Annotated in this window: 18 protein-coding genes; 2 read left to right on the top strand and 16 right to left on the bottom strand. The window is 61.0% G+C overall.

The window, feature by feature from the left end; genetic code table 11:
- Positions 1–23: 23 nt before the first annotated feature.
- The 14 genes from miaB to mutS form a co-directional block, all read right to left on the bottom strand.
- Positions 24–1,436 (bottom strand): tRNA (N6-isopentenyl adenosine(37)-C2)-methylthiotransferase MiaB, encoded by a 1,413-nt coding sequence (gene miaB, locus GA0061103_RS22195; RefSeq protein WP_092715013.1) that lies wholly within the window; start codon positions 1,434–1,436, stop codon positions 24–26.
- A gap of 61 nt (positions 1,437–1,497) precedes the next feature.
- Entirely contained in the window at positions 1,498–2,295 is a 798-nt protein-coding gene (olsA, locus tag GA0061103_RS22190) for a lyso-ornithine lipid O-acyltransferase (RefSeq protein WP_092715012.1), read from the bottom strand.
- 30 nt (positions 2,296–2,325) lie between these two features.
- A complete protein-coding gene (locus GA0061103_RS22185) occupies positions 2,326–2,754 on the bottom strand; it encodes a Fur family transcriptional regulator (RefSeq protein WP_092715010.1) in 429 nt (142 codons plus the stop codon).
- A 51-nt stretch (positions 2,755–2,805) separates the two neighbouring features.
- Positions 2,806–3,300 (bottom strand): GNAT family N-acetyltransferase, encoded by a 495-nt coding sequence (locus GA0061103_RS22180; protein ID WP_092715008.1) that lies wholly within the window; start codon positions 3,298–3,300, stop codon positions 2,806–2,808.
- A 2-nt stretch (positions 3,301–3,302) separates the two neighbouring features.
- Positions 3,303–3,959: a tRNA (adenosine(37)-N6)-threonylcarbamoyltransferase complex dimerization subunit type 1 TsaB gene (tsaB, locus tag GA0061103_RS22175; RefSeq protein ID WP_092715006.1), complete on the bottom strand. Its 657-nt coding sequence runs from the start codon at positions 3,957–3,959 to the stop codon at positions 3,303–3,305.
- A 25-nt stretch (positions 3,960–3,984) separates the two neighbouring features.
- The gene (locus GA0061103_RS22170; RefSeq protein ID WP_092715004.1) at positions 3,985–4,551 is read right to left on the bottom strand and encodes a NifU family protein; all 567 of its coding nucleotides are present in this window, start codon (positions 4,549–4,551) and stop codon (positions 3,985–3,987) included.
- A gap of 116 nt (positions 4,552–4,667) precedes the next feature.
- Positions 4,668–5,159 (bottom strand): universal stress protein, encoded by a 492-nt coding sequence (locus GA0061103_RS22165; RefSeq protein WP_092715002.1) that lies wholly within the window; start codon positions 5,157–5,159, stop codon positions 4,668–4,670.
- Positions 5,160–5,236: 77 nt separating this feature from the next.
- Positions 5,237–6,070, bottom strand: coding sequence for a PhzF family phenazine biosynthesis protein (locus GA0061103_RS22160; RefSeq protein ID WP_167376630.1), 834 nt, complete (start codon positions 6,068–6,070; stop codon positions 5,237–5,239).
- Between the two features lie 145 nt (positions 6,071–6,215).
- On the bottom strand, positions 6,216–7,280 hold the full coding sequence (gene trpS / locus GA0061103_RS22155; RefSeq protein WP_092714998.1) for a tryptophan--tRNA ligase: 1,065 nt from the start codon (positions 7,278–7,280) through the stop codon (positions 6,216–6,218).
- A gap of 112 nt (positions 7,281–7,392) precedes the next feature.
- Positions 7,393–7,785: a VOC family protein gene (locus GA0061103_RS22150; protein ID WP_092715199.1), complete on the bottom strand. Its 393-nt coding sequence runs from the start codon at positions 7,783–7,785 to the stop codon at positions 7,393–7,395.
- A 271-nt stretch (positions 7,786–8,056) separates the two neighbouring features.
- Positions 8,057–9,661, bottom strand: a complete 1,605-nt coding sequence (murJ, locus tag GA0061103_RS22145; RefSeq protein WP_092714996.1) for a murein biosynthesis integral membrane protein MurJ — start codon at positions 9,659–9,661, stop codon at positions 8,057–8,059.
- On the bottom strand, positions 9,658–12,573 hold the full coding sequence (locus GA0061103_RS22140; protein ID WP_092714994.1) for a [protein-PII] uridylyltransferase: 2,916 nt from the start codon (positions 12,571–12,573) through the stop codon (positions 9,658–9,660). The genes murJ and GA0061103_RS22140 overlap by 4 nt, the downstream gene beginning before the upstream one ends.
- Positions 12,574–12,730: 157 nt before the next feature.
- A complete protein-coding gene (locus GA0061103_RS22135) occupies positions 12,731–13,027 on the bottom strand; it encodes a hypothetical protein (RefSeq protein ID WP_244575268.1) in 297 nt (98 codons plus the stop codon).
- A gap of 24 nt (positions 13,028–13,051) precedes the next feature.
- Positions 13,052–15,709 (bottom strand): DNA mismatch repair protein MutS, encoded by a 2,658-nt coding sequence (gene mutS / locus GA0061103_RS22130; protein ID WP_425349532.1) that lies wholly within the window; start codon positions 15,707–15,709, stop codon positions 13,052–13,054.
- Positions 15,710–15,906: 197 nt separating this feature from the next.
- Here mutS and GA0061103_RS22125 point away from each other — a divergent pair, with 197 nt between their 5' ends.
- Together GA0061103_RS22125 and GA0061103_RS22120 are read left to right on the top strand one after the other, a co-directional pair.
- Entirely contained in the window at positions 15,907–18,195 is a 2,289-nt protein-coding gene (locus GA0061103_RS22125; RefSeq protein ID WP_092714988.1) for an NADP-dependent malic enzyme, read from the top strand.
- Between the two features lie 77 nt (positions 18,196–18,272).
- Entirely contained in the window at positions 18,273–19,682 is a 1,410-nt protein-coding gene (locus tag GA0061103_RS22120; RefSeq protein WP_092714986.1) for an adenylate/guanylate cyclase domain-containing protein, read from the top strand.
- A 61-nt stretch (positions 19,683–19,743) separates the two neighbouring features.
- Here GA0061103_RS22120 and olsB read toward each other — a convergent pair whose 3' ends face one another.
- Together olsB and GA0061103_RS22110 are read right to left on the bottom strand one after the other, a co-directional pair.
- The gene (gene olsB / locus GA0061103_RS22115; protein ID WP_092714984.1) at positions 19,744–20,622 is read right to left on the bottom strand and encodes a l-ornithine N(alpha)-acyltransferase; all 879 of its coding nucleotides are present in this window, start codon (positions 20,620–20,622) and stop codon (positions 19,744–19,746) included.
- Positions 20,623–20,635: 13 nt separating this feature from the next.
- Positions 20,636–20,833 carry a hypothetical protein gene (locus tag GA0061103_RS22110; protein WP_092714982.1) on the bottom strand — a complete coding sequence of 66 codons (198 nt, stop codon included), beginning with the start codon at positions 20,831–20,833 and terminating at the stop codon, positions 20,636–20,638.
- Between the last annotated feature and the right edge of the window lie 6 nt (positions 20,834–20,839).

Raw genomic sequence — 20,839 nt, 5'->3', positions numbered from 1 at the left:
GGCTCCCTTGGCTCGTCCGGACCCTAGAGCAACTCAGCAAAAAGGCTGTTGGTGCTGGTTCCGGTGATTCGTACGTTAATAATGTCACCGATTTGCGATGCTTTTGCATCAATATTCACAGATTGCAGCCAGGGAGAGCGTCCAATCAACTGGCCCGGCATCCGGCCCGGCTTTTCCAGAAGGATATCCACTGTTTTGCCCACGCAGGCTTCCGCAAAAGCATGTTGCTGCCTCAGCAACAACGCCTGCAACCGCTCCAAACGCTCGGTCTTGACCTCTTCGGGCACCTGGTCCTTCAGCTCCGCACCGGGCGTGCCCGGCCGCGTGGAATATTTGAACGAGAAGGCCTGTGCATAATTCACCTCCTCGATCAGCTTCAATGTATCCTCAAAATCCTGATCTGTCTCCCCCGGGAAGCCGACGATGAAGTCGCCCGACAGGGCGATATCAGGCCGTGCAGTGCGGATTCTCTCGATGAGAGTGAGGTATTCCGCCGCCGTATGGCGCCGGTTCATCGCCTTCAGGATGCGGTCCGAGCCGGCCTGAACCGGCAGATGCAGATAGGGCATCAGCGTCCGCAGATCGCGATGCGCGCCGATCAGGCGATCGTCCATGTCACGCGGGTGGCTGGTCGTGTAGCGCAGTCGTGCCAAGCCGGGAATTTCAGCAAGCCGATAAAGGAGATCACCGAGGCTCCAGGCTTCGCCCGTAGGACCGGCACCATGCCAGGCATTGACGTTCTGGCCGAGCAGCGTGATTTCACGCACGCCGCCATCCACCAGCTTCTCGGCCTCTTCGACGATCTGGGCGACCGGGCGGGAGACTTCGGAGCCGCGGGTATAGGGAACGACACAGAAGGTACAGAACTTGTCGCAGCCTTCCTGCACTGTCAAAAAGGCGGTGACACCGCGGGCGCGGATCTTTGTCTTTTCAGCGATCGGTAGATGCTCGAACTTGTCCTCGATCGCATATTCGGTATCGACGACACGCTGGCCTTCCTTGGCGCGGCGAAGCGCGTCCGGCAGGCGGTGATAGGTCTGCGGGCCAATGACGACATCGACGGCAGGCGCGCGCCGCAGGATTTCCTCGCCCTCGGCCTGCGCGACGCAGCCGGTGACACCGATCATCATCTCGCGGCCGTCGGCAGCCTTGCGCTTCTTCATCTCGCGCAGACGGCCAAGCGCGGAATAGACCTTTTCCGCTGCCTTCTCGCGGATATGACAGGTGTTCAAAAGGACGAGATCGGCCTCTTCCATGTCCTCGGTCGGCTCGTAGCCGTCGCGCGACAGCGCATCGCTCATCCGCGTGGAATCATAGACATTCATCTGACAGCCGTAGGTCTTGATGAAAACCTTGCGGCTGTTGGAGCCATCGCGGGGGCCGAGCTGCAAAGCGTCGGCCGCCGGGGCATCGAGGGTTAGGCTGTCCTTGGTCATGGGCCGCTATGTAGTGGCTTTTGCCGTCGGAGAAAATGGAAAAGTTGGAATCACCTGGAAATCAAGCGATCTCGCGGCCGAGCAGGCGGCTTGCGAGCATATTGCGGATGCGCCGCGCGATGGTGGCGCTGACTTCCTTGCGGTTGGTGCCAGCACGATAATCGACCGCCTCGCCAAAGCAGACGTCGACATCGATGGCACCACACTGGATGATGCCCTTCAAGTGCGGCACGAGCTCGATATCGCCGGGCCACGCCGTCAGCGGGCGATAATAGCGGCCCATGGCGGTGCCGTGGACGCGGGTATAGGCGACCGCGACCGGCTGGACATGCACGACGGCATCCGGCGCCTTCGGCAAGGCAGCGGCAGCGGCGCCGAACAGCGACGACTTAACTTCGAGCAGGCGATTACCGTCGGAAGTCGTGCCTTCGGGAAACAGCACCATGATCTCGCCATCGGCCATGCGGTCCGCGATCTCATTCACCTGATCGCCGGTCTTGCGCTTTTGCTCGCGCTCGACGAAGACGCTCTTCTGCCACTGCGCGAATTGACCGAAGATCGGCCAGTCCCGAACTTCCGATTTGGCGATGAAGGCAACATCGGCGACTGCCGATAGAACGAGAATATCCAGCCAGGATGAGTGATTGGCCGCCAGCATCAAGGGTCGGCTCGTCTCGATCTTGCCGATCACATGGATGCGCACGCCAAGCCAGTAGCAGACGATGCGATGCCAGTAGCGCGGCAGATAGCGCCTGAGCCTCCAGTCGAAACGCAGGCAAAGGATCTGCATCGGCAGCATCACCGCGCTGACGACGCCAATGACCACGGCGGCACAGCCGATGCGCAGCCAGGTCATCAAATCATTCGCTCCTGCATGAAAACCGTCACGTCAACCTTCGTCCTTCTTCAGCGGGATGCCGTAAAGCTCCAGCCGGTGGTCGACGAGTTTGAAGCCGTGTTCGCGGGCGATGCGCTCCTGCAGCGCCTCGATCTCCGGCGAATGGAATTCGATCACCTGACCGCTTTTCAGGTCGATCAGGTGATCGTGATGCTCTTCGGGTACGGTCTCGTAGCGGGAGCGGCCGTCGCGGAAATCGTGGCGGGCGAGAAGGCCGGCATCCTCGAACAGTTTTACCGTGCGATAGACCGTCGAGATGGAGATCTTCGCATCCACCTGAACGGAGCGGCGATAGAGCTCCTCGACATCGGGGTGATCGCCGGAGCTTTCGATGATGCGCGCAATGACCCGGCGCTGGTCCGTCATGCGCATACCGCGCTCGGCGCAGAGCTCCTCCAGGGATTTTACGGCATCATCCATCGATCGCTGTCTTCGGTCTGTCGGTTTGGTCTATTGGACTGTGACAACGGACTAGCGAAGAACGCGGCGCATGACAAGCGCCGTCGACTTCTGGCCGTTTTCACCGACATAATAGGCCTTGCGCTCGCCGACCGTTTCGAAACCGAGCTTGCGATAGAGGCCGAGGGCTGGCTGATTGCCGCCGTCGACCTCCAGAAACATGGTTTCGCCGCCGCGATTGCGGGCTTCGCGAAGAGCTGCCTGCATCAGCCGCCAGCCGAGACCGGAGCGCCCGAGCTTGGCGTTGACGGCGATCGTCAGGATTTCACCCTCACCCGCCACATGTCGCGCCAGCACGAAGCCTGGAAGCGCCTTTTTCAGGATGGCGTTGGTCTGGCGGGCGACGAAGCCGAAGGTGGTCTCCTGTCCGAGGAGTCCCTGAAATTCACTCTCGTCCCAAACCCTGGGGAACCGCTCCCCATGCAGAAGCGCCACCTCGGCGCAATCCTTGAGCTCCATCGGGACGATTTCGTATTCGGCTTTCAAAGTCAGGTAGGATTCGAGCATGTCTATTGCCTGGCAACTGCGTATCCGGCCTGCGGTCTGGCATCGGGTCCGCGAAGATAAAGCGGCTTCGGCTTTTCGCCGGCAGGCTTGCCAGCGCCCAGCCGGGCGACGATGGCAATCGGAAATGCGTCTGGCCGCTCCGCCGGCGGCGCGTCGCTTAACCGGGCGACAGCCGTTCCGGTGACGATGCCATCGAAGGAGCCGGCGATTGCCCGCGCTTCATCGATCGTCACGGCCCGAGCCTCGTCCAGCGGGCTGCCATTGGCATCGAACGTCTGGAGATAGATCTCCTCGCGCTTGGCATCGATGGCAGCCAGAACCGACTTACCCGGATTCTGTTGTCGCGCCGTTGCTGCCATGACCTCGAGGGTCGTGACGCCAACGGCTGGAACATTGAGGGAAAGTGCAAAACCGCGTGCGGCTGCGACGCCGATGCGGATGCCGGTGAAGGAACCGGGGCCGACGGTCACGACGACACGCTCGATCGCCGAAAGCGCTACACCGGCTTTCGCCAGCGTCGCGTCGACCACGTGCATCAAATGCTCGGCATGCCCCCGTCCGATCGTTTCCGTGACCTCCCCCATCACAGAATCACTGCCGCTATCATACACAGCGGCAGCGCAATCCACACCTGCCGTGTCGAGCGCCAGTACGATCATGTCAATTTTTCCGAAAGCCTAGATATTAAACGGCTTCGACTTCCTGCACTTCCGGGACGAAATGGCGCAGCAAGTTCTGCACACCATGCTTCAGCGTCGCAGTCGAAGACGGGCAGCCGGCGCAGGAACCCTTCATGTTCAGATAGACCTTGCCGTCACGGAAGCCGCGGAACGTGATATCGCCGCCATCCTGGGCAACGGCCGGACGGACGCGGGTATCCAGCAGCTCCTTGATGGTCAGCACGATCGCCTCGTCACCCTCATCGAAGAACTCACCGCCGGCATCCTGCACTTCCGAGGACACGGAAGAGGAGCCCATGACCGGCTTGCCGGACATGAAATGCTCCATGATCGAACCGAGGATGGCGGGCTTCAGGTGCTGCCATTCCTGACTCTCCTTGGAGACGGAGATGAAGTCGTAGCCGAAATAAACGCCGGTTACACCCGGGACTTCGAAAAGGCGGGCAGCAAGCGGCGAAGCCTCAGCCTCTTCGGCGCTGCGGAACTCGGCCGTGCCGCTTTCCATCACCACTTTGCCCGGCAGAAACTTGAGGGTGGCGGGGTTCGGCGTCGCTTCGGTCTGAATGAACATCTTGATCTCCATGCGGCGGGCAGACGCCCGGTCCCGACTTTAGAATATTTCAAAAGAAAATAGGCCTTTTGGCCATTCTATTCAAGAGAGTGTTTCTCAAGAAATGGCACACGCGATCAACTCAGCGCGTCGATTTCCTCATTGCTCAGCGTATCTGGCAGCACCGTCACCGGGATCGGGAAGGCAGCGGCGCGACCGGCGATGGACGAGACGAGCGGGCCTGGGCCTTCCTTGGCGGAACCTGCGGCCAGAACCAGAAGCGCGATATCGCGATCCTCTTCGATGACAGCATTGATCTGCTCGGCAGCCGCCCCCTCGCGAATGACGATTTCCGCATCGATGCCGATATTCTCGCGGATGGTCTGCGCCGCCTTTGCCGTCACCGCTTCGGCTTCTTCACGCGCTTCCGCCCGCATGATCTCCTCGACGCCGAGCCATTGCTGGAAGTCGCCGTCGGGGATCACATAGAGCAGCACGAGGCCACCATTGGAATTCTTGGCGCGCCGGCCGGCGTAATGGACGGCGCGCTGGCATTCAGGCGTATCGTCGATGATCGCCATGAACTTGCGGCGATGCCCTTCGAGCCGTGAGAGACGTTTTGAAACCATGCGGCGACTCTGACACCCGAAGGCGGCGTTTTGCAAGCCCCCGTTTTGCCAGCTGTGACTGTCTGGGCCTCGTAAACTTACGCGGTCATGAGCCTTGCGGAACCCGATACTCGAATAGAGCTTCCGAGTGTCTGCGGAATATCGGCGTGAAGGCTGGATCGCATGCCCATATCCTCGCCCTGGATGATATCGATCGACCCACCATGCGGCCAACCGAGATCACGCAGATAGCCCGCGAACGCTGCCGTTGCAGCCCCGGTTGCTGGGTCTTCATAGACGCCGCCAGAGGCAAACGGATTGCGCGTGTGGAACAATCGGGGCGTTTCAGCAAAGGCGAGTATGATTGTGACCCAACCCTCGCGGATCATCAGCGACCGCCCTGCGCTCAGATCATATTGCATCGAAGCAAGAGCGCTGCGAGAATTGAGGGTCAGTGCGAAATGCTGCGCGCCACCGTTTACGAGCGCGGGCGGGATCGTTGGATCAAGGTCATCAGCCGAATATCCGAACAACGCCATGACTTCGGATATCAGTTCGGGTGCCGGCGATTGACTGCTTGTCGGAGGCGATTGGAGCGCAGCCGTCAAAGCATCACTATTTCGATGCCCTTCGACCGTGATGTTCGCGTGGTTGAGCACCAGCGGAAAAATGCCATCACCTTCTCGCAAGGCAAGCGCTGCTCCGAGAGCGATCGTCGCGTGACCACAGAAGGGAACTTCCGACTCGGGCGAAAAATAGCGCACCCGCCAGGCCTCGCCATCACGGCATGCGAAAGCCGTTTCGGAGAAGCCCACGTCGGCAGCAATCTGCTGCATTTCAGCGGGATCGGGCAAGCTCTCCGTAATTAACACGCCAGCCGGATTGCCGCCGGTCTCACCTTGCGAAAAAGAGGCAATCCGCAAGATATTCAGTTTCGACACCATTTATCCTCCCGCAGAAATATTGCCTCTCGACCGAATCTACCGATCGCCGAAGATCAAAAAAGCCTCCTGTGGTACATCACCACAAGAGGCTCCTGTCTAGCAGATTTGCGTTCGCAGCTTCCGCCGCAAGGCATCAATAAATAAAGCCGATAATGTCGCGAACCTGCTTCATGGTGACGTCGGCACGGGCACGGGCACGGGCGCTGCCATCGCGCAGAACGGCGTCGATATGGCCGGGATCGGCCATCAGGCGGCGCATTTCCATCGTGATCGGCGAGAGCACATGCACGGCGAGATCGACCAGCGCCGGCTTGAAGACCGAGAACTGTTGGCCGCCGAATTCGGAGAGAACGTCGGCCTTCGACTTATCGGCGAGCGCCGCATAGATGCCGACCAGATTGTCCGCTTCCGGGCGGCCGGCGAGACCGGCGATTTCGCTCGGCAAGCCATCCGGATCGGTCTTGGCTTTGCGGATCTTCTTCGAGATGTTTTCCTCGTCGTCGAGCAGATTGATGCGCGAGAGGTCCGAAGCATCGGATTTCGACATCTTCTTGGTGCCGTCACGCAGAGACATGACGCGCGGCGCCGGGCCATCGATCAGCGGCTCGACCATCGGGAAATAGGCATGCACCGGCTCGTCGCCGACGGTGATATCGATGCCGTAGCCCGTGCGACGGATATGCTCCATGTAGTCCAGATTGAACTTCATGGCGATATCGCGGGTCAGCTCCAGATGCTGCTTCTGGTCGTCGCCGACCGGAACATGCGTGGCGCGGTAGAGCAGGATGTCGGCAGCCATCAGGCTCGGATAGGCGTAAAGGCCGAGCGAGGCCTGCTCGCGGTCCTTGCCGGCCTTGTCCTTGAACTGCGTCATGCGGTTCATCCAGCCGATACGGGCGACGCAGTTGAAGATCCAGGCAAGTTCGGCATGCCCCGGCACGGCCGACTGGTTGAAGACGATATGCTTTTCCGGGTCGATGCCGGCGGCAAGAAAGGCCGCGGTGATCGAGCGCGTCTGGTTCGGCATGTCCTCATGCACCAGCTGCGCCGTCAGCGCATGCATGTCGACGACGCAGTAGATGCAGTCATTGTTGGCCTGCAGGGCCACGAACTTGCGGATTGCGCCGAGATAGTTGCCGAGGTGGAGATTGCCTGTGGGCTGAACGCCGGAGAATACGAGCGGCTTGAATTCGGTCATGTCGTCCTCAAAAGGCTTGTGGAGGGCCCGGGCGAGCTCACGCTCGACCCTTGGTTTCGAGCGGCTTATGCACGGCGGATAGGTTGGGATCAAGAGGCTATGTGGGACGGCCTCAGGAAGAATGTTGAATCAAATCCCAGGTGTTGCCATAGGGATCGGCAAAGACCGCCACCGTGCCATAGACCTCGTGGCGCGGCTCTTCCATGAACCGCACGCCCTTTGCCTTCATCGCCGCATGATCGCGGGCGAAATCATCGGTCTTCAGGAAGAAGCCGACGCGGCCGCCCGTCTGGTTGCCGATCGCGGCACGCTGGCTTTCGCTTGCGGCTTGAGCGAGCAGGAGTGCCGCTCCCTCCCCGCCTTTCGGCTTGATGACCACCCAGCGCTTGCCCTCCGGCTGCACCTCGTCCTGGAGGCATTCGAAGTCGAGGCTATCGCAATAGAAGGCTTTGGCACGATCGCAATCATCGACAACGAGGGCAACGAGGAAGAGGGATTGGGACATGAGGGGCTCCGAGAGCAAATAGATTTTGAATATGCGGAGAGTGCGCACCCCCCTCTGTCCCTATCGGGACATCTCCCCCACAAGGGGGGAGATCGTTGGGAGTTTGCCGCAGATCCTGCAAAAACAATAGGCTCAGATTCCGCAGATACGACGCTAGTTGATTGCGAGAGGCTGCCACATGTTACCAATCTCCCCCCTTCTGGGGGAGATGTCACGACAGTGACAGAGGGGGGTACCGTAGTTGAGGCATAAGCCGTCCTCTGATTTGCCCCTACTCCCCATTCACCGTCTCCGCATCCGGTGCCGCCGATGCTGCCGGCTTGCGCTTCAATTTGCGGCGTATCATGCCCAAATCCACGCCGCCGATCAGGAAGGCGACAACGAAATACACCACCATCGCAATCAATATGAGCAAGCCCAGGACGCCGGTTTTGGTGAGCAGCGACGAGCTCCCTCCCAGAAGCGGCTCCCAGCGATCAGACAAATATACGATAACGCCGCCCATGACGGCGGAGGAGATGAGCAGCATCACAGTGCGGCGCGCCAGCGACCACTCCCAGGAAAGATGTCCCCGGCGATAAAGCGTGACGAAGAGCTGTACAGCGTTCAGCCAGCCGGCAACCGCCTCGGCGAGCGCAATGCCTCGTTCGGCCAGTACCGGGAAAAGCAGGATGGACAGCGCCGAATTGACGGCGACGGCGACCGCCGTGTAGCGCATTGGCGATTTCGTATCTTCGCGGGCATAAAAGCCGGGCTGCAGTGCCTTGATCAACACGAAAGCCGGCAGGCCAAGGCCGAAGATTGCGAGGATGGAGCCGACCAGCTTTGTATTTTCCGCGTTAAAGGCGCCGCGCTCGTAAAGCACGCGGATGATATCGTCAGAGAGAAGCCAGAGGGCAACAGCGGCCGGCAGGGTCAGGAACAGCACGAATTCGATCGAGCGGTTCTGGATATTGGCGGCTTCCTCGATATGGCCTGACTTCAGCGAGCGGGCCAGTTCCGGCAGAAGCACGATTCCAACCGCGACACCGACGACGCCGAGCGGCAGCTGGTAGATGCGGTCTGCATATTGCAGGGCGGCGATCGCGCCTTCCTTGCCCGAGGCGATCGCCTGGCCGATCACCAGATTGATCTGGGTGACGCCGCCGGTGATGGCAGCCGGGATGGCAAGAAGCAGGAGTCGTTTGACATTCGGCGTGAAGCGCGGAAAACGCAGGCCGATATTGATGCCGGCATGGCGCACGCCGATATAGACGACGGCGAGCTGCAGCACGCCCGCCACCAGCACCGACCAGGACAGGTACCACGCGGTGGTCAGCGGGTCGGCGCCGTAATAGATTGCGTAAAACAGGGCGCTGATCATCACCAGATTGAGGAAGATCGGAGCCACGGCGGCGGCGAAGAAATGATGCAGCGAATTCAGCATGCCGCTCATCATCGCCGTCAGCGACATCGACATCAGATAGGGGAACATGACGGCGGCCAACCGGACCGTCAGGTCGAATTTCTCGGCATCGTCGGCGAACCCGGGCGCGATGACCCAACGCACCAGGAGCGGCATGGCCAGTTCCATGACGATGGTGATCAGCAGCAGGACGGAGAAGAGAACGCCGAACACTTCCTCCGAAAAGCGCTTGGCGCCTTCGATGCCGTTCGCCTCGATCTCCTTGGCGAAGAGCGGCACGAAGGCAGCGTTGAAGGCGCCTTCAGCGAACAGCCGTCGGAAGAGGTTCGGAAAGCGGAAAGCGGCGTAGAAGACGTCGGCCATCGGCCCGGTGCCAAGCGCGGCCGCCATCAGCGTTTCGCGAGCAAAGCCGAAGATGCGGCTGCCGAGCGTCGCGCCACCGACCGTGATGAATTTCTTGACTAGGCTCATGCGGCGGAACCGGCTTTCTTCTCAGTGTCTGACTTTTCGACGGCGACGCCGCGCGTGGCGGCGGGTGCGATGATGCCGGAGGGCATGCGCTCGCGCATTTCATCCTCCTCGCCGGCCATGACGGCTTTCAGGCGTGCGGTGATATAGGCTCGCCTGTTCTCGTTGGAAATCTTCTGGCCCACCAGGTCGGCGACATAGAAGGTATCGATGACCTTTTCGCCGAAAGTGGTGATGCGGGCCGACTGAATATCGAGCGACAGGTCCGAAAGAACGGCCGTGATTTCCGATAGCAGGCCGGGGCGGTCGAGGCATTCGACCTCGATGACCGTGAACTTGTTGGAGAGGCTGTTGGTGATGATGACCGACGGCGGGATGACGAAAGCCTTGTTCTTGCGGCGGTTCTTCGTCCGCGTCGCGATGACCTCCGGCAACCGCTTGCGGCCGGCCAGCACGTCCTCGATCATCTTGCCGATGGTGCCGGCGCGGCGCAGTTCGTCGGCATCGTCGGGAAATTCGCGGCTGACATGGATGGTATCGAGCGCGCGACCGTCCGATGTCGTGAAGATCTGCGCATCGGCGATATTGGCGCCAGCGGCGGCACAGGCACCGGCGATCACGGTCAAAAGACGCGGATGGTCGGGCGAGAGCACGGTGATTTCGGTGATGGCGTGGAAGCTGTCGGTGCGTACCATCGTGGCGAGCACCTTGCCCGCCTTGTCAGATTCACGCATGAACTGCGTATGGCGGATCTGGTCTTCCAGCGGCACGGACAGCAGATAGGGCTGATAGTGCAGCTTGACATAGGCCTTGCGCTCTTTTGGATTCCAGTCCGCAAGTGCGTGTTCCAGCGCCTCGGCTGCAGCCTCCGCCCGCTCCTTGCGCGACACTTCGGAGAACCCGCCTGACAGCAGCAGCTCGGTTTCATAGTAGAGGGTGCGCAGCAGCTGGCCCTTCCAGCCGTTCCAGACACCGGGGCCGACGGCGCGGATATCGCAGACCGTCAGGATCAGCAGCATCTTCAACCGGTCGAGCGACTGCACCCGGTCGGCGAAATCGATAATGGTCTTGCGGTCGGTCAGATCGCGCGTCTGGGCGACCATCGACATGGTCAGGTGCTCGGCGATCAGCCAGACCACCAGCTCCGTCTGCTTCGGCGAGAGGCCGAAGCGCGGGCAGAGCTTGCGGGCGACCTTGGCGCCGGCCTCCGAGTGATCCTCCTCGCGGCCTTTGGCGATGTCGTGCAGGAGCACGGCGACATAGAGCGCATCGCGATCCTCGATGTTCGGCATCAGCTTGTTGGTGAGCGGATGGATATCTTCGGCCTTGCCCTTGTCGATTTCCGACAGCACCTCGACGGCGCGGATCAGATGCTCGTCCACCGTATAGTGGTGATACATGTTGAACTGCATCATCGAGACGATCTTGCCGAATTCCGGGATGAAACGGCCGAGCACGCCGGCCTCGTTCATGCGGCGCAGGATCAGCGCGGGATCGCGCTTCGAGGTCAGGATCGCCAGGAACAGTCGGTTCGCTTCCTCGTTCTCACGCAGATCGTTGTCGATCAGGTTCAGCGAGCGGGTGACGCGCTTCAGGGCATCCGGATGGAATTCCAGGCCGTTGATATCGGCGACGAAGAACAGCCGGATGAGGCTCACCGGATCGCGCTTGAAGACATCGGGATTGGCAAGAGCGATGCGGCCGCGGTCCTCGACGAATTCGACGGTGCCGGGGATCTTGCGCGAGCGGTTGGCAAAGCGGCTGATGACACCAGTGAGCCCCGGTGTCGCCTTGGCCTGCTGGTCCTCCAGTGCCGCGCAGAGAATGCGGGTGAGATCGCCCACATCCTTGGCGACGAGGAAATAGTGCTTCATGAAGCGCTCGACCGCCGAAAGGCCGGGGCGAGCATGATAGTCGAGGGCTGCCGCGATATCGCGCTGGATATCGAAGGAAAGCCGCTCTTCCGCCTTGCCCGTCAGGAAATGCATGTGGCAGCGCACGGCCCAGAGGAAATCCTCGGCCTTCTCGAAAAGACGGTATTCCTGCTTCGAGAGTACGCCGAGCTTCACCAGCTCGGCGGGATCGCGGACGTGATAATAATATTTCGAGATCCAGAACAGCGTATGCAGGTCGCGCAGGCCGCCCTTGCCTTCCTTGACGTTGGGCTCGACAAGGTAACGGGTATCGCCGGCCTTGCGGTGGCGCTCGTCACGCTCGGCGAGCTTGGCGGCGATGAATTCCGGGCCGGTATTGGTGACGATTTCCTTGTCGAAGCGCGCCTCCAATTCCTTGGCAAGCGGCGCGTTGCCACAAATATAGCGGGTCTCGAGAATGGCGGTGCGCACCGTCATGTCGGACTTGGCTTCACGGATGCACTCCTCAACCGTGCGTGTCGCGTGGCCGACTTTGAAGCCCATGTCCCAGAGCATGTAGAGAATGAATTCAACGGCCTTATGCGTCTCACTCTCAGGCTTGGGCCGGAAGAGGAAGAGCAGGTCGATATCGGAACCAGGCGCCAGCGTATCGCGACCGTAGCCGCCGACGGCTGTAACGGAGAAGGCGCCTGCCTGCTTCGGATAGACGTGACGAACAGTGAAATCGTAGAGGATGGTGATGATCTGGTCCTGCAGCCAGGAAATCCGATGCGCGCAATCGAGCCCGCTGCCATCGGCTATCAGCGACCGCCGCGCCTCTTCACGCCCTTCCTGGCTCGCCTTCTTCAACAGAACGAGCAGAGCGGAGCGTTCTTCATTCTTGTCCAGACCGCGTTTGGCAAGAGCCTCGCACTCCGCCCTCAGCGCGGATACATCGAGAATGGTCGAAAAATCGATATGATGCGTTTCCATGCTCTGCCGATCGGCTTTCTCTTCGCTGACCGCGGCCCGTTGCCGGCGCGCCTGTCTTTTCGTCTGCATGCGCTATAGCCTCTTTGGCCTACGATTGACACAGGCATTCTATGCCCGGTTCCTCGACGCCAGCCTCAGCCGACCATGGCGAATCGACGAACCTCAAGATTTTTATCGGGCCAAAGTTGACGAAGCGTGACGGCAATCGCCGCAGAAATCGGCAGTTTTAGGGCCTTGCCGGCTCAAGCGCCCGTCTGAGCTCGTTCAAACTATACAATATGTTTCGCGACTGGGCGCCGATCTGTGTCACCATCTCGCGCTCGCATTCCCAATAGCCAGCCTTTGCGATCTTCGAGCAGATGTCGGAAATGCGGCTGCAGGACAGCGTGATGTCGAGCAGGCCCCGATCGGATTCACAGTCCGGGGCTTCGCCCTCGCCGCAGATCTTGCCGCGCGCGGCGATTGGAGAGAAGCGCTCACCCAGAATGCGGACTTCGGCGAGAAGAACTTCGAGATACATCATGCTGTCCTTGGAATATCGCCTGTGTCAGCCGGTCTTGTTGAGGGTTTTCTTCAGCTCGTAAAGCACGTCAAGGGCGGCGCGCGGCGTGAGATCGTCGAGATCGAGAGTCTTCAGCCGTTCCTCGACCTTGGAGGGCTCCCGTTTGCCGATCACCTCTTCCCGGCGGACCGCCACCTGGAAGAGCGGCAGATCGTCAATGAGCTGGCTCGCCGGATTCTTGCGATCGGCATCTTCAAGCCGCGTCAGGACATCGCGGGCGCGCGCCACGACGGAAGCCGGCAGGCCGGCGAGACGCGCCACCTGAATGCCATAGGAGCGATCGGCAGCACCCGGCCCGACCTCGTGCAGGAAGATGACATCGCCATCCCATTCCTTGACGCGCATGGTGGCATTGGAAAGCCGCCCGAGCTTTTCCGAAAGTACGGTCAGCTCATGGAAATGCGTGGCGAAGAGGCCGCGGCATCGATTGGCTTCGTGCAGATGCTCGACGGCGGCCCAGGCAATGGACAGGCCGTCGAAAGTCGCGGTGCCCCGGCCGATCTCGTCGAGGATGACGAGGGAACGTTCGGTCGCCTGGTTGAGGATCGCCGCCGTCTCGACCATTTCGACCATGAAAGTGGAGCGTCCCCGCGCCAGATCGTCGGACGCGCCGACGCGCGAGAACAGCCGGTCGACAATGCCGATATGGGCCGACGCAGCAGGCACGAAGGAGCCCATTTGCGCGAGAATGGCGATCAAAGCATTCTGACGCAGGAAGGTGGATTTACCGCCCATGTTCGGACCGGTCAGAAGCCAGATGGCGCCATCCTTACCGTCGGACTTCGGCGAGAGGTCGCAATTGTTGGCGACGAAGGGTCCGCCGGCCTGACGGCGGAGCGCTTGCTCGACGACCGGATGGCGGCCGCCTTCGATGGCAAACATCCGGCTGCCATCGACGACAGGCCGGCAATAGGCCTGCTCTTCGGCCAGCAGCGCAAGCCCGGCTGCGACATCGATTACGGACAGCGCGCGAGCGCCAGCCTTGATCGCTTCGGCAGCGGCCACAACAGCCGCGACCATGCGGTCGAAGGCTTCCAGCTCGATCGCCAGCGCCTTGTCGGCGGCATTGGCGATGCGGCTTTCGAGGTCGGCAAGCTCGGTCGTCGTAAAGCGCATGGCGTTCGCCATGGTCTGGCGATGGATGAAGCGCGCCTTGGCTTCGCTCGTGTCCGTCATCGGACCGGCATTGCCGGCCGTGACCTCGATGAAATAGCCGAGCACATTGTTGTGCTTGATCTTCAGCGACTTGATGCCGGTTTCATCGGCATATTGCAGCTGCAGGCCGGCGATGACGCGGCGGGACTGATCGCGCAAGGCGCGTACTTCGTCGAGCTCGGCATTCGCACCCTCGCGCAGGAAGCCGCCATCACGCTTCAGCAGGGGCAGTTCTTCGGCAAGGGTTGCGGCAAGCATCGCTTCAAGATCGGCCGGCAAAGCCTGCAGGCTGGCCAAGGCAGCGGCAAGCTCTTCCGGCAGAAGTGCGGCACCGAGCATACGGGCGAGATCAGCGGCAGCGGCCAGTCCCTGTCGGATCGCCCAGAGATCGCGCGGGCCGCCGCGATCGAGCGCGAGGCGCGACAGGGCGCGCGGCATGTCGGGCACATGCTTCAATGCCGAACGCAGATCGCTCGAAAGCGATGGCTCCTCTGCGAGAAAACCGATCGAATCCAGGCGCTCGTTGATGCGAGCGGGATCAGTGAGCGGCGACATCAGCCGTTCGGCGAGAAGACGGGCGCCGCCGCCGGTCACGGTGCGATCGATCGCTTTCAGGAGCGAACCATTGCGATCGCCCGAAAGCGTGCGCACCAGTTCGAGATTGGCGCGGGTGGCGGGATCGATGAAAAGCGTCGAGGCGCCGCTTTCGCGCTCCGGCAGCCCGAGCGGCGGGCGCTCGGCAAGCTGGGTCTTTTCGACATAGGCGATCGCGGCAGCAGCGGCGGCAAGCTCGGCACGGCTGAAGGTGCCGAAACCATCGAGCGTCGACACGCCGAAATAGCGGGTAATCCGGCCTTCGGCGCTGGCGCTGTCGAAGAGGACAGCCGGCTGTGGGACGGCGGTGCGGCCGAGTATATCGAAAACCGGCTTCAGCTCGGGATCGTGGAACATCGTATCCGGCAGGATCAGCTCTCTCGGATCGATGCGCAGGATATCGGCGAGCAGCCTCGAGGCTTCCGTCTCGGCAAGGCGGAAGACGCCCGTCGAGATATCGATCCAGGCAAGCGCCAGCTGCGGCTCGGCGCCGCCGCGAATGCGGGTCAACGTCATCAGATAATTGGATTCCGAAGGCGAAAGCAGCTTTTCTTCGGTGATCGTGCCCGGCGTCACCAGACGCACGACATCGCGCCGCACCACCGATTTGCCACCGCGCTTCTTCGCCTCTGAAGGATCTTCCACCTGTTCGCAGACGGCGACACGGAAACCCAGGGAGATCAGCTTCTGCAGATAGTCGTCGGCGGCGTGAACAGGTACGCCGCACATCGGGATATCCTGCCCCATGTGCTGGCCGCGCTTCGTCAGCGTGATGCCGAGCGCGCGCGAGGCGTCGATGGCGTCCTCAAAAAACAATTCGTAGAAATCGCCCATGCGATAGAACAGCAGCGAACCGGGATTGTTCGCCTTGATCTCGATATATTGCTCCATCATCGGAGTGGCCGAGGCGCGGCTCTCCTCCGAGGCAAGCTCGGCGGCCGAGAAAGCATCGATGCTGGCGTTAATACGTTCGTTCACGGAGGTGCAGTTTTTCCAAAAAAATGAGGTGCCACCCTATCCGCGCGCCGCTATAGAAGACAACAGCTATCGGACAAGAGGGACCGGTCGCCCACAGGAGGTTTGGAGGAACAATGGCTGACAGCAAGAGCAAGTCGCGTCCGGGAGCCGGGATCACCGATCAGGAAGCACTGGACTTCCACAAGAACGGCCGCCCCGGCAAGCTTGAGATCAACCCGACCAAGCCGATGGCGACTCAGCGCGATCTTTCCCTTGCCTATTCGCCCGGCGTTGCCGTTCCGGTGAAAGCGATCGCGGCCGATCCGGCCACCGCCTATGACTATACCTCGCGCGGCAACATGGTCGCGGTCATCTCCAACGGCACGGCTATTCTCGGCCTCGGCAATCTCGGCGCACTCGCCTCAAAGCCGGTCATGGAAGGCAAGTCGGTTCTCTTCAAGCGCTTCGCCGACGTGGATTCGATCGACCTCGAGATCGATACCGAGAATGTCGACGAATTCATCAATTGCGTGCGCTATCTCGGCCCCTCCTTCGGCGGCATCAATCTGGAAGACATCAAGGCGCCCGACTGCTTTATCATCGAGCAGCGGCTGCGCGAGCTCATGGATATCCCGGTGTTCCATGATGACCAGCATGGCACCGCCATCATCGCCGCCGCCGGCCTCATCAACGCGCTCGAACTGACCGGCCGCGACCTGAAGACCACCAAGCTCGTCTGCAACGGCGCCGGTGCCGCCGCCATCGCCTGCATCGAACTCATCAAGGCCATGGGCTTCAACCCGGAAAACATCATCCTTTGCGATACCAAGGGCGTGATCTACCAGGGCCGCAGCGAGGGCATGAACCAGTGGAAGTCGGCGCATGCGGTCAAGACAGACAAGCGCACGCTGGCGGAAGCGATGAAGGGTGCCGACGTAGTTCTCGGCCTTTCGCAGAAAGATGCCTTCTCCGAAGACATGATCCGCTCCCTGGCGGACAAGCCGATCATCTTCGCCATGGCCAATCCCGATCCGGAAATCACGCCGGAAGAAGTTGCCCGCATCCGCGACGACGCCATCATGGCGACGGGCCGCTCGGATTATCCCAACCAGGTCAACAACGTTCTCGGCTTCCCTTATATCTTCCGCGGTGCGCTCGACGTTCGCGCCAGCACCATCAATGACGAGATGAAGATCGCCGCCGTCAACGCGCTGGCGAGCCTGGCGCGCGAGGACGTGCCTGACGACGTGGTCGCCGCCTACCAGGGCGCACGGCCGCGCTTTGGCGCGCAGTACATCATCCCCGTGCCCTTCGACCCGCGCCTGATCTCGGCCATTCCGGTGGCTGTCGCCAAGGCGGCGATCGAAAGCGGCGTCGCCCGTCGCGACATGCCCGATATGGACGCCTATGCGCGCGAACTGTCGGCCCGGCGCGATCCGATCGCCTCAACGCTGTCGCAGCTCTACGAGCGCGTACGCCGGCATCAGAAGCGCATCGTCTTTGCCGAGGCGGAAGAAGAGCAGGTCATGCGCGCCGCTCTCTCCTACGCCAACCAGGGGCTCGGCACGGCAATCCTGCTCGGCCGCGAAGACCTGATCGAAGCGACGGCCGAACGTGCCGGCATCGATCTCAACCGCCCAGGTCTCGAGATCGTCAATGCCCGCATCTCGAAGAGGGGCGATGCCTATATCGACTATCTCTATGCCCGGCTGCAGCGCCAGGGCTATCTGCATCGCGATGTGACGCGCCTGATCCACAATGACCGCAATCACTTCGCCGCCTGCATGGTGGCGCTGGGCGATGCCGATGGCATGGTGACGGGCGTGACGCGCAATTATTCGACGGCGCTGGGCGACGTGCGGCGCTGCATCGACGCCAAGCCCGGGCATCGGGTTATCGGCGTGTCGATCGTGCTTGCCCGCGGTCGCACCGTCTTCGTCGCCGATACCGCCGTGCACGACATGCCGTCCGCCGAGGAGCTGGCCGATATCGCCGAAGAGGCCGCCGGCTTCGCGCGGCGCATGGGCTATGAGCCGCGCGTCGCCATGCTTGCCTATTCCACCTTCGGCCATCCCTCGGGCGAACGTTCCGAGCGCGTGCGCGAGGCCGTAAACATCCTCGACAAGCGCTATGTGAATTTCGAATTCGACGGTGAAATGGCAGCCGACGTGGCGCTGAACCGCAAGGTCATGGAGAGCCTCTATCCGTTCTCGCGGCTTTCCGGACCGGCAAACGTGCTGATCATGCCGGCTTTCCACTCGGCGGCGATTTCCACCAAGATGCTGCAGGAGCTCGGTGGCTCCACGGTGATCGGGCCGCTGCTCGTCGGCCTCGACAAGCCGGTGCAGATCACCTCGATGGGCGCCAAGGATTCCGATATCGTCAACATGGCCGCCATCGCGGCCTATGGCGCGGGTTCGTGACCACTACCCCATAAGACTGAGCCGGCGACCCAACAAAGGTGATGGGCTGCCGTATCAATTCGGTGTAAAATGGGGGGATGAGTGAAGCTCAGGTCCTGTTTGGAGTGCTGCGCCATTCAGCGCAGCCTGACATTGTCGATGCTATCGAGCGGCTCGTTCTTGAGGCGCCCGACCGCAAGCTCAACCGTGTGAATGCACTCGCCTTCGCAGCCAGCCACGGCTTCGATGATGAACCGACCGTCAACGCCTTCCTGCACGCCTCGCGCCTCGGCCTGTTCGAGATGTCGTGGAATGTTCTTTGTCCCGGCTGCGGCGGGGTGCTGGATGCCAATACCTCGCTGAAAACGGTACAAAGCGAAACCTATAACTGCACGCTTTGCGCAGCCGGCTACGAGCCGACGCTCGACGAGATGGTCGAAGTCACCTTCACCGTCAGTCCGCGCGTGCGCCACATTGAAGCGCATAATCCGCACGACCTGCCGCCGCTCGAATATTTCCGCCAGATCTATTGGGGCTCGGGCATCGACCTTCCCGATGAGGGTTACGAAGAGAAGGTCGATCAGTTCGTGCTGGAATCCCTGGAACTGCCGCCCGGCGAGAAAGCGGTTATATCGCTTCAATTGCCGGCGGAATTCACCATCATCTTCGAGCCGGTCACGCATGCCGCGCAATTCCTCGATGTGAAGGGGGAGCCATCGAAGGAACGGCAAGCTCTCTCACTCGTTTTCGATCGCATGCACCGCCACAGCGAGGCCATCGAATTGCGACCCGGCCCTTTGCGCGTTCAAATGGAGAACCACACGGACCTTCGGGTGCTGCCATCGATCTGCGTGGCCAACGACGCTCTTCATACCCTGCTTGGACAACGCAGGCCATTTCTGACTGCCAAGCACCTGCTCTCCAACCAGACGTTCCGCGACATCTACCGCACCGATACGATCGACATCGACCAGAGGCTGAAAATCACCAGCCTCACCTTTCTGTTCACCGATCTGCGCGGTTCGACGGAATTATACGAAAGGGTCGGCGATCTCGCAGCCTTCGATCTGGTCAAGACGCATTTCGGCATCCTGCACGAAATCGTAGCGGCGGAAGCGGGTGCCGTCGTCAAAACCATCGGCGATGCCGTCATGGCCACCTTTCCGACGCCGGACCGCGCACTGATAGCGGCAATGCGGATGCGCGAGGCCATGCTCAGCCTCAACAATGAGCGCGGCAACGACGATCTTCTCCTGAAAATCGGCATTCACGAGGGGCCGTGCATCGCCGTAAGCCTGAATGAACGGCAGGATTATTTCGGGCAGACGGTCAATATCGCGTCCCGCGTCCAGCATCTCGCCACATCACGCGAAATATTCGCCACCAGCTCGGTGCTCGATCATCCTCGTGCTGCCGAGCTGATGACAAGGCGCGGCCTGACGCCGCAATCGCATCATGTCGCATTGCGCGGCATCACGGATGCGATCGATATTTTCGCGATCCCTTAGAGCGGTTCAGCTCTCCACGGAATCTCCGAACCGCTCTATCTCTTTGTTTTCACACAACTCGTCAGCTGGCAAAGCGACCGGCATCCGCGCCGTAATAATTCACGTAGCGGTTGGAGATACTGGCAATCGGCAGGACGATCAGAACATCCGTCGTATTGAACGCCTGATCGACCACGGCTGTCGAGCCGACCATGGCGCCGAGACGCAGATAGCCCTTGATCAAGGGCGGCAGCGACATCAGCGCCTTCTTCGGATTGACGGCCTCGACCGGCATCAAATCCATGTTGCGGGCGAGCGACGGCAGCGCGCCGACGGCCCATTCGTCCTTGGCAAGGACATTGTGGTAGAGGAAGGAAAGCGCCAGCGCATGCTGCTCCGGCAGAATGCCAGGGAAGGATGCGCAACCGAACATGGCGCCCATGCCATGCTTCAGCGCATAGGCCCAGTTGCCCTGCCAGAGCAGTTCCACCGTGCGCTTGTTGCGGTAATCCGGCAGCACGCAGGAACGGCCGAGCTCCATGAAGCGCTTGTCGGGATGACGGGCAAGCAGCGCATCAATGTCGAATTCCGACGAGGAATAGAAGCCGCCATTGGCCATGGCCACTTCCTGGCGCAGCAGGCGATAGGTACCGACGATCTGGTCTTCCGGATCGCCCTCGAGCGAACGGTCCAGCACCAGAAGATGGTCGCAAATGGCGTCCCAGCTATCAACATCGCGCTGACGACGCATGGCGTCGGCCGGCAGTTGCGCGTTCATCTCTTCGACGAAAACGCGGTAGCGGACGGCCTGAGCGGCATCGATTTCGCGCGCCGTGCGGGCAAGGCGCGTTTCTAGATTTCCGATGCGTCCGAGCACATCGCTGGCAACCGGCTCAACCGTTGCCTTTGAAGACTGAACCATTTCGCCCTGAGCTTCGCGATTCAAAATTTCGATGGACATGGCGATTCTCCCCCTACGGGCCGATATAGCGCCATAAACCAAATTCGTGCGACAGGAAAGTGACACGCAGCTTGGCTAAAAGCAAGAACCGTGCCCATTGCAATTTTTCGAATGGACGCGCCGTCCCCAACTTAGCGATGACAATTGCCGTAAGTTGAGCCATATCACCGGCCTCTATCGGGCATTGATGAGCCGGCTTTGCAATTTCCATCCGCAG

The organism is Martinezella multihospitum, from assembly GCF_900094585.1.
Classification (GTDB): domain Bacteria; phylum Pseudomonadota; class Alphaproteobacteria; order Rhizobiales; family Rhizobiaceae; genus Rhizobium; species Rhizobium multihospitium.
The sequence above is the reverse complement of the archived record's forward strand: the minus strand, read 5'-3'. Positions and strand labels throughout refer to the sequence as shown.

Coding starts and splice junctions, on each gene's coding strand:
- miaB (WP_092715013.1), bottom strand. CDS start 1,436: ATGACCAAGGACAGCCTAACCCTCGATGCCCCGGCGGCCGACGCTTTG.
- GA0061103_RS22185 (WP_092715010.1), bottom strand. CDS start 2,754: ATGGATGATGCCGTAAAATCCCTGGAGGAGCTCTGCGCCGAGCGCGGT.
- GA0061103_RS22180 (WP_092715008.1), bottom strand. CDS start 3,300: ATGCTCGAATCCTACCTGACTTTGAAAGCCGAATACGAAATCGTCCCG.
- tsaB (WP_092715006.1), bottom strand. CDS start 3,959: ATGATCGTACTGGCGCTCGACACGGCAGGTGTGGATTGCGCTGCCGCT.
- GA0061103_RS22170 (WP_092715004.1), bottom strand. CDS start 4,551: ATGTTCATTCAGACCGAAGCGACGCCGAACCCCGCCACCCTCAAGTTT.
- GA0061103_RS22165 (WP_092715002.1), bottom strand. CDS start 5,159: ATGGTTTCAAAACGTCTCTCACGGCTCGAAGGGCATCGCCGCAAGTTC.
- trpS (WP_092714998.1), bottom strand. CDS start 7,280: ATGACCGAATTCAAGCCGCTCGTATTCTCCGGCGTTCAGCCCACAGGC.
- GA0061103_RS22150 (WP_092715199.1), bottom strand. CDS start 7,785: ATGTCCCAATCCCTCTTCCTCGTTGCCCTCGTTGTCGATGATTGCGAT.
- murJ (WP_092714996.1), bottom strand. CDS start 9,661: ATGAGCCTAGTCAAGAAATTCATCACGGTCGGTGGCGCGACGCTCGGC.
- GA0061103_RS22140 (WP_092714994.1), bottom strand. CDS start 12,573: ATGCAGACGAAAAGACAGGCGCGCCGGCAACGGGCCGCGGTCAGCGAA.
- GA0061103_RS22135 (WP_244575268.1), bottom strand. CDS start 13,027: ATGATGTATCTCGAAGTTCTTCTCGCCGAAGTCCGCATTCTGGGTGAG.
- mutS (WP_425349532.1), bottom strand. CDS start 15,709: ATGATGGAGCAATATATCGAGATCAAGGCGAACAATCCCGGTTCGCTG.
- GA0061103_RS22125 (WP_092714988.1), top strand. CDS start 15,907: ATGGCTGACAGCAAGAGCAAGTCGCGTCCGGGAGCCGGGATCACCGAT.
- GA0061103_RS22120 (WP_092714986.1), top strand. CDS start 18,273: ATGAGTGAAGCTCAGGTCCTGTTTGGAGTGCTGCGCCATTCAGCGCAG.
- olsB (WP_092714984.1), bottom strand. CDS start 20,622: ATGTCCATCGAAATTTTGAATCGCGAAGCTCAGGGCGAAATGGTTCAG.
- GA0061103_RS22110 (WP_092714982.1), bottom strand. CDS start 20,833: ATGGAAATTGCAAAGCCGGCTCATCAATGCCCGATAGAGGCCGGTGAT.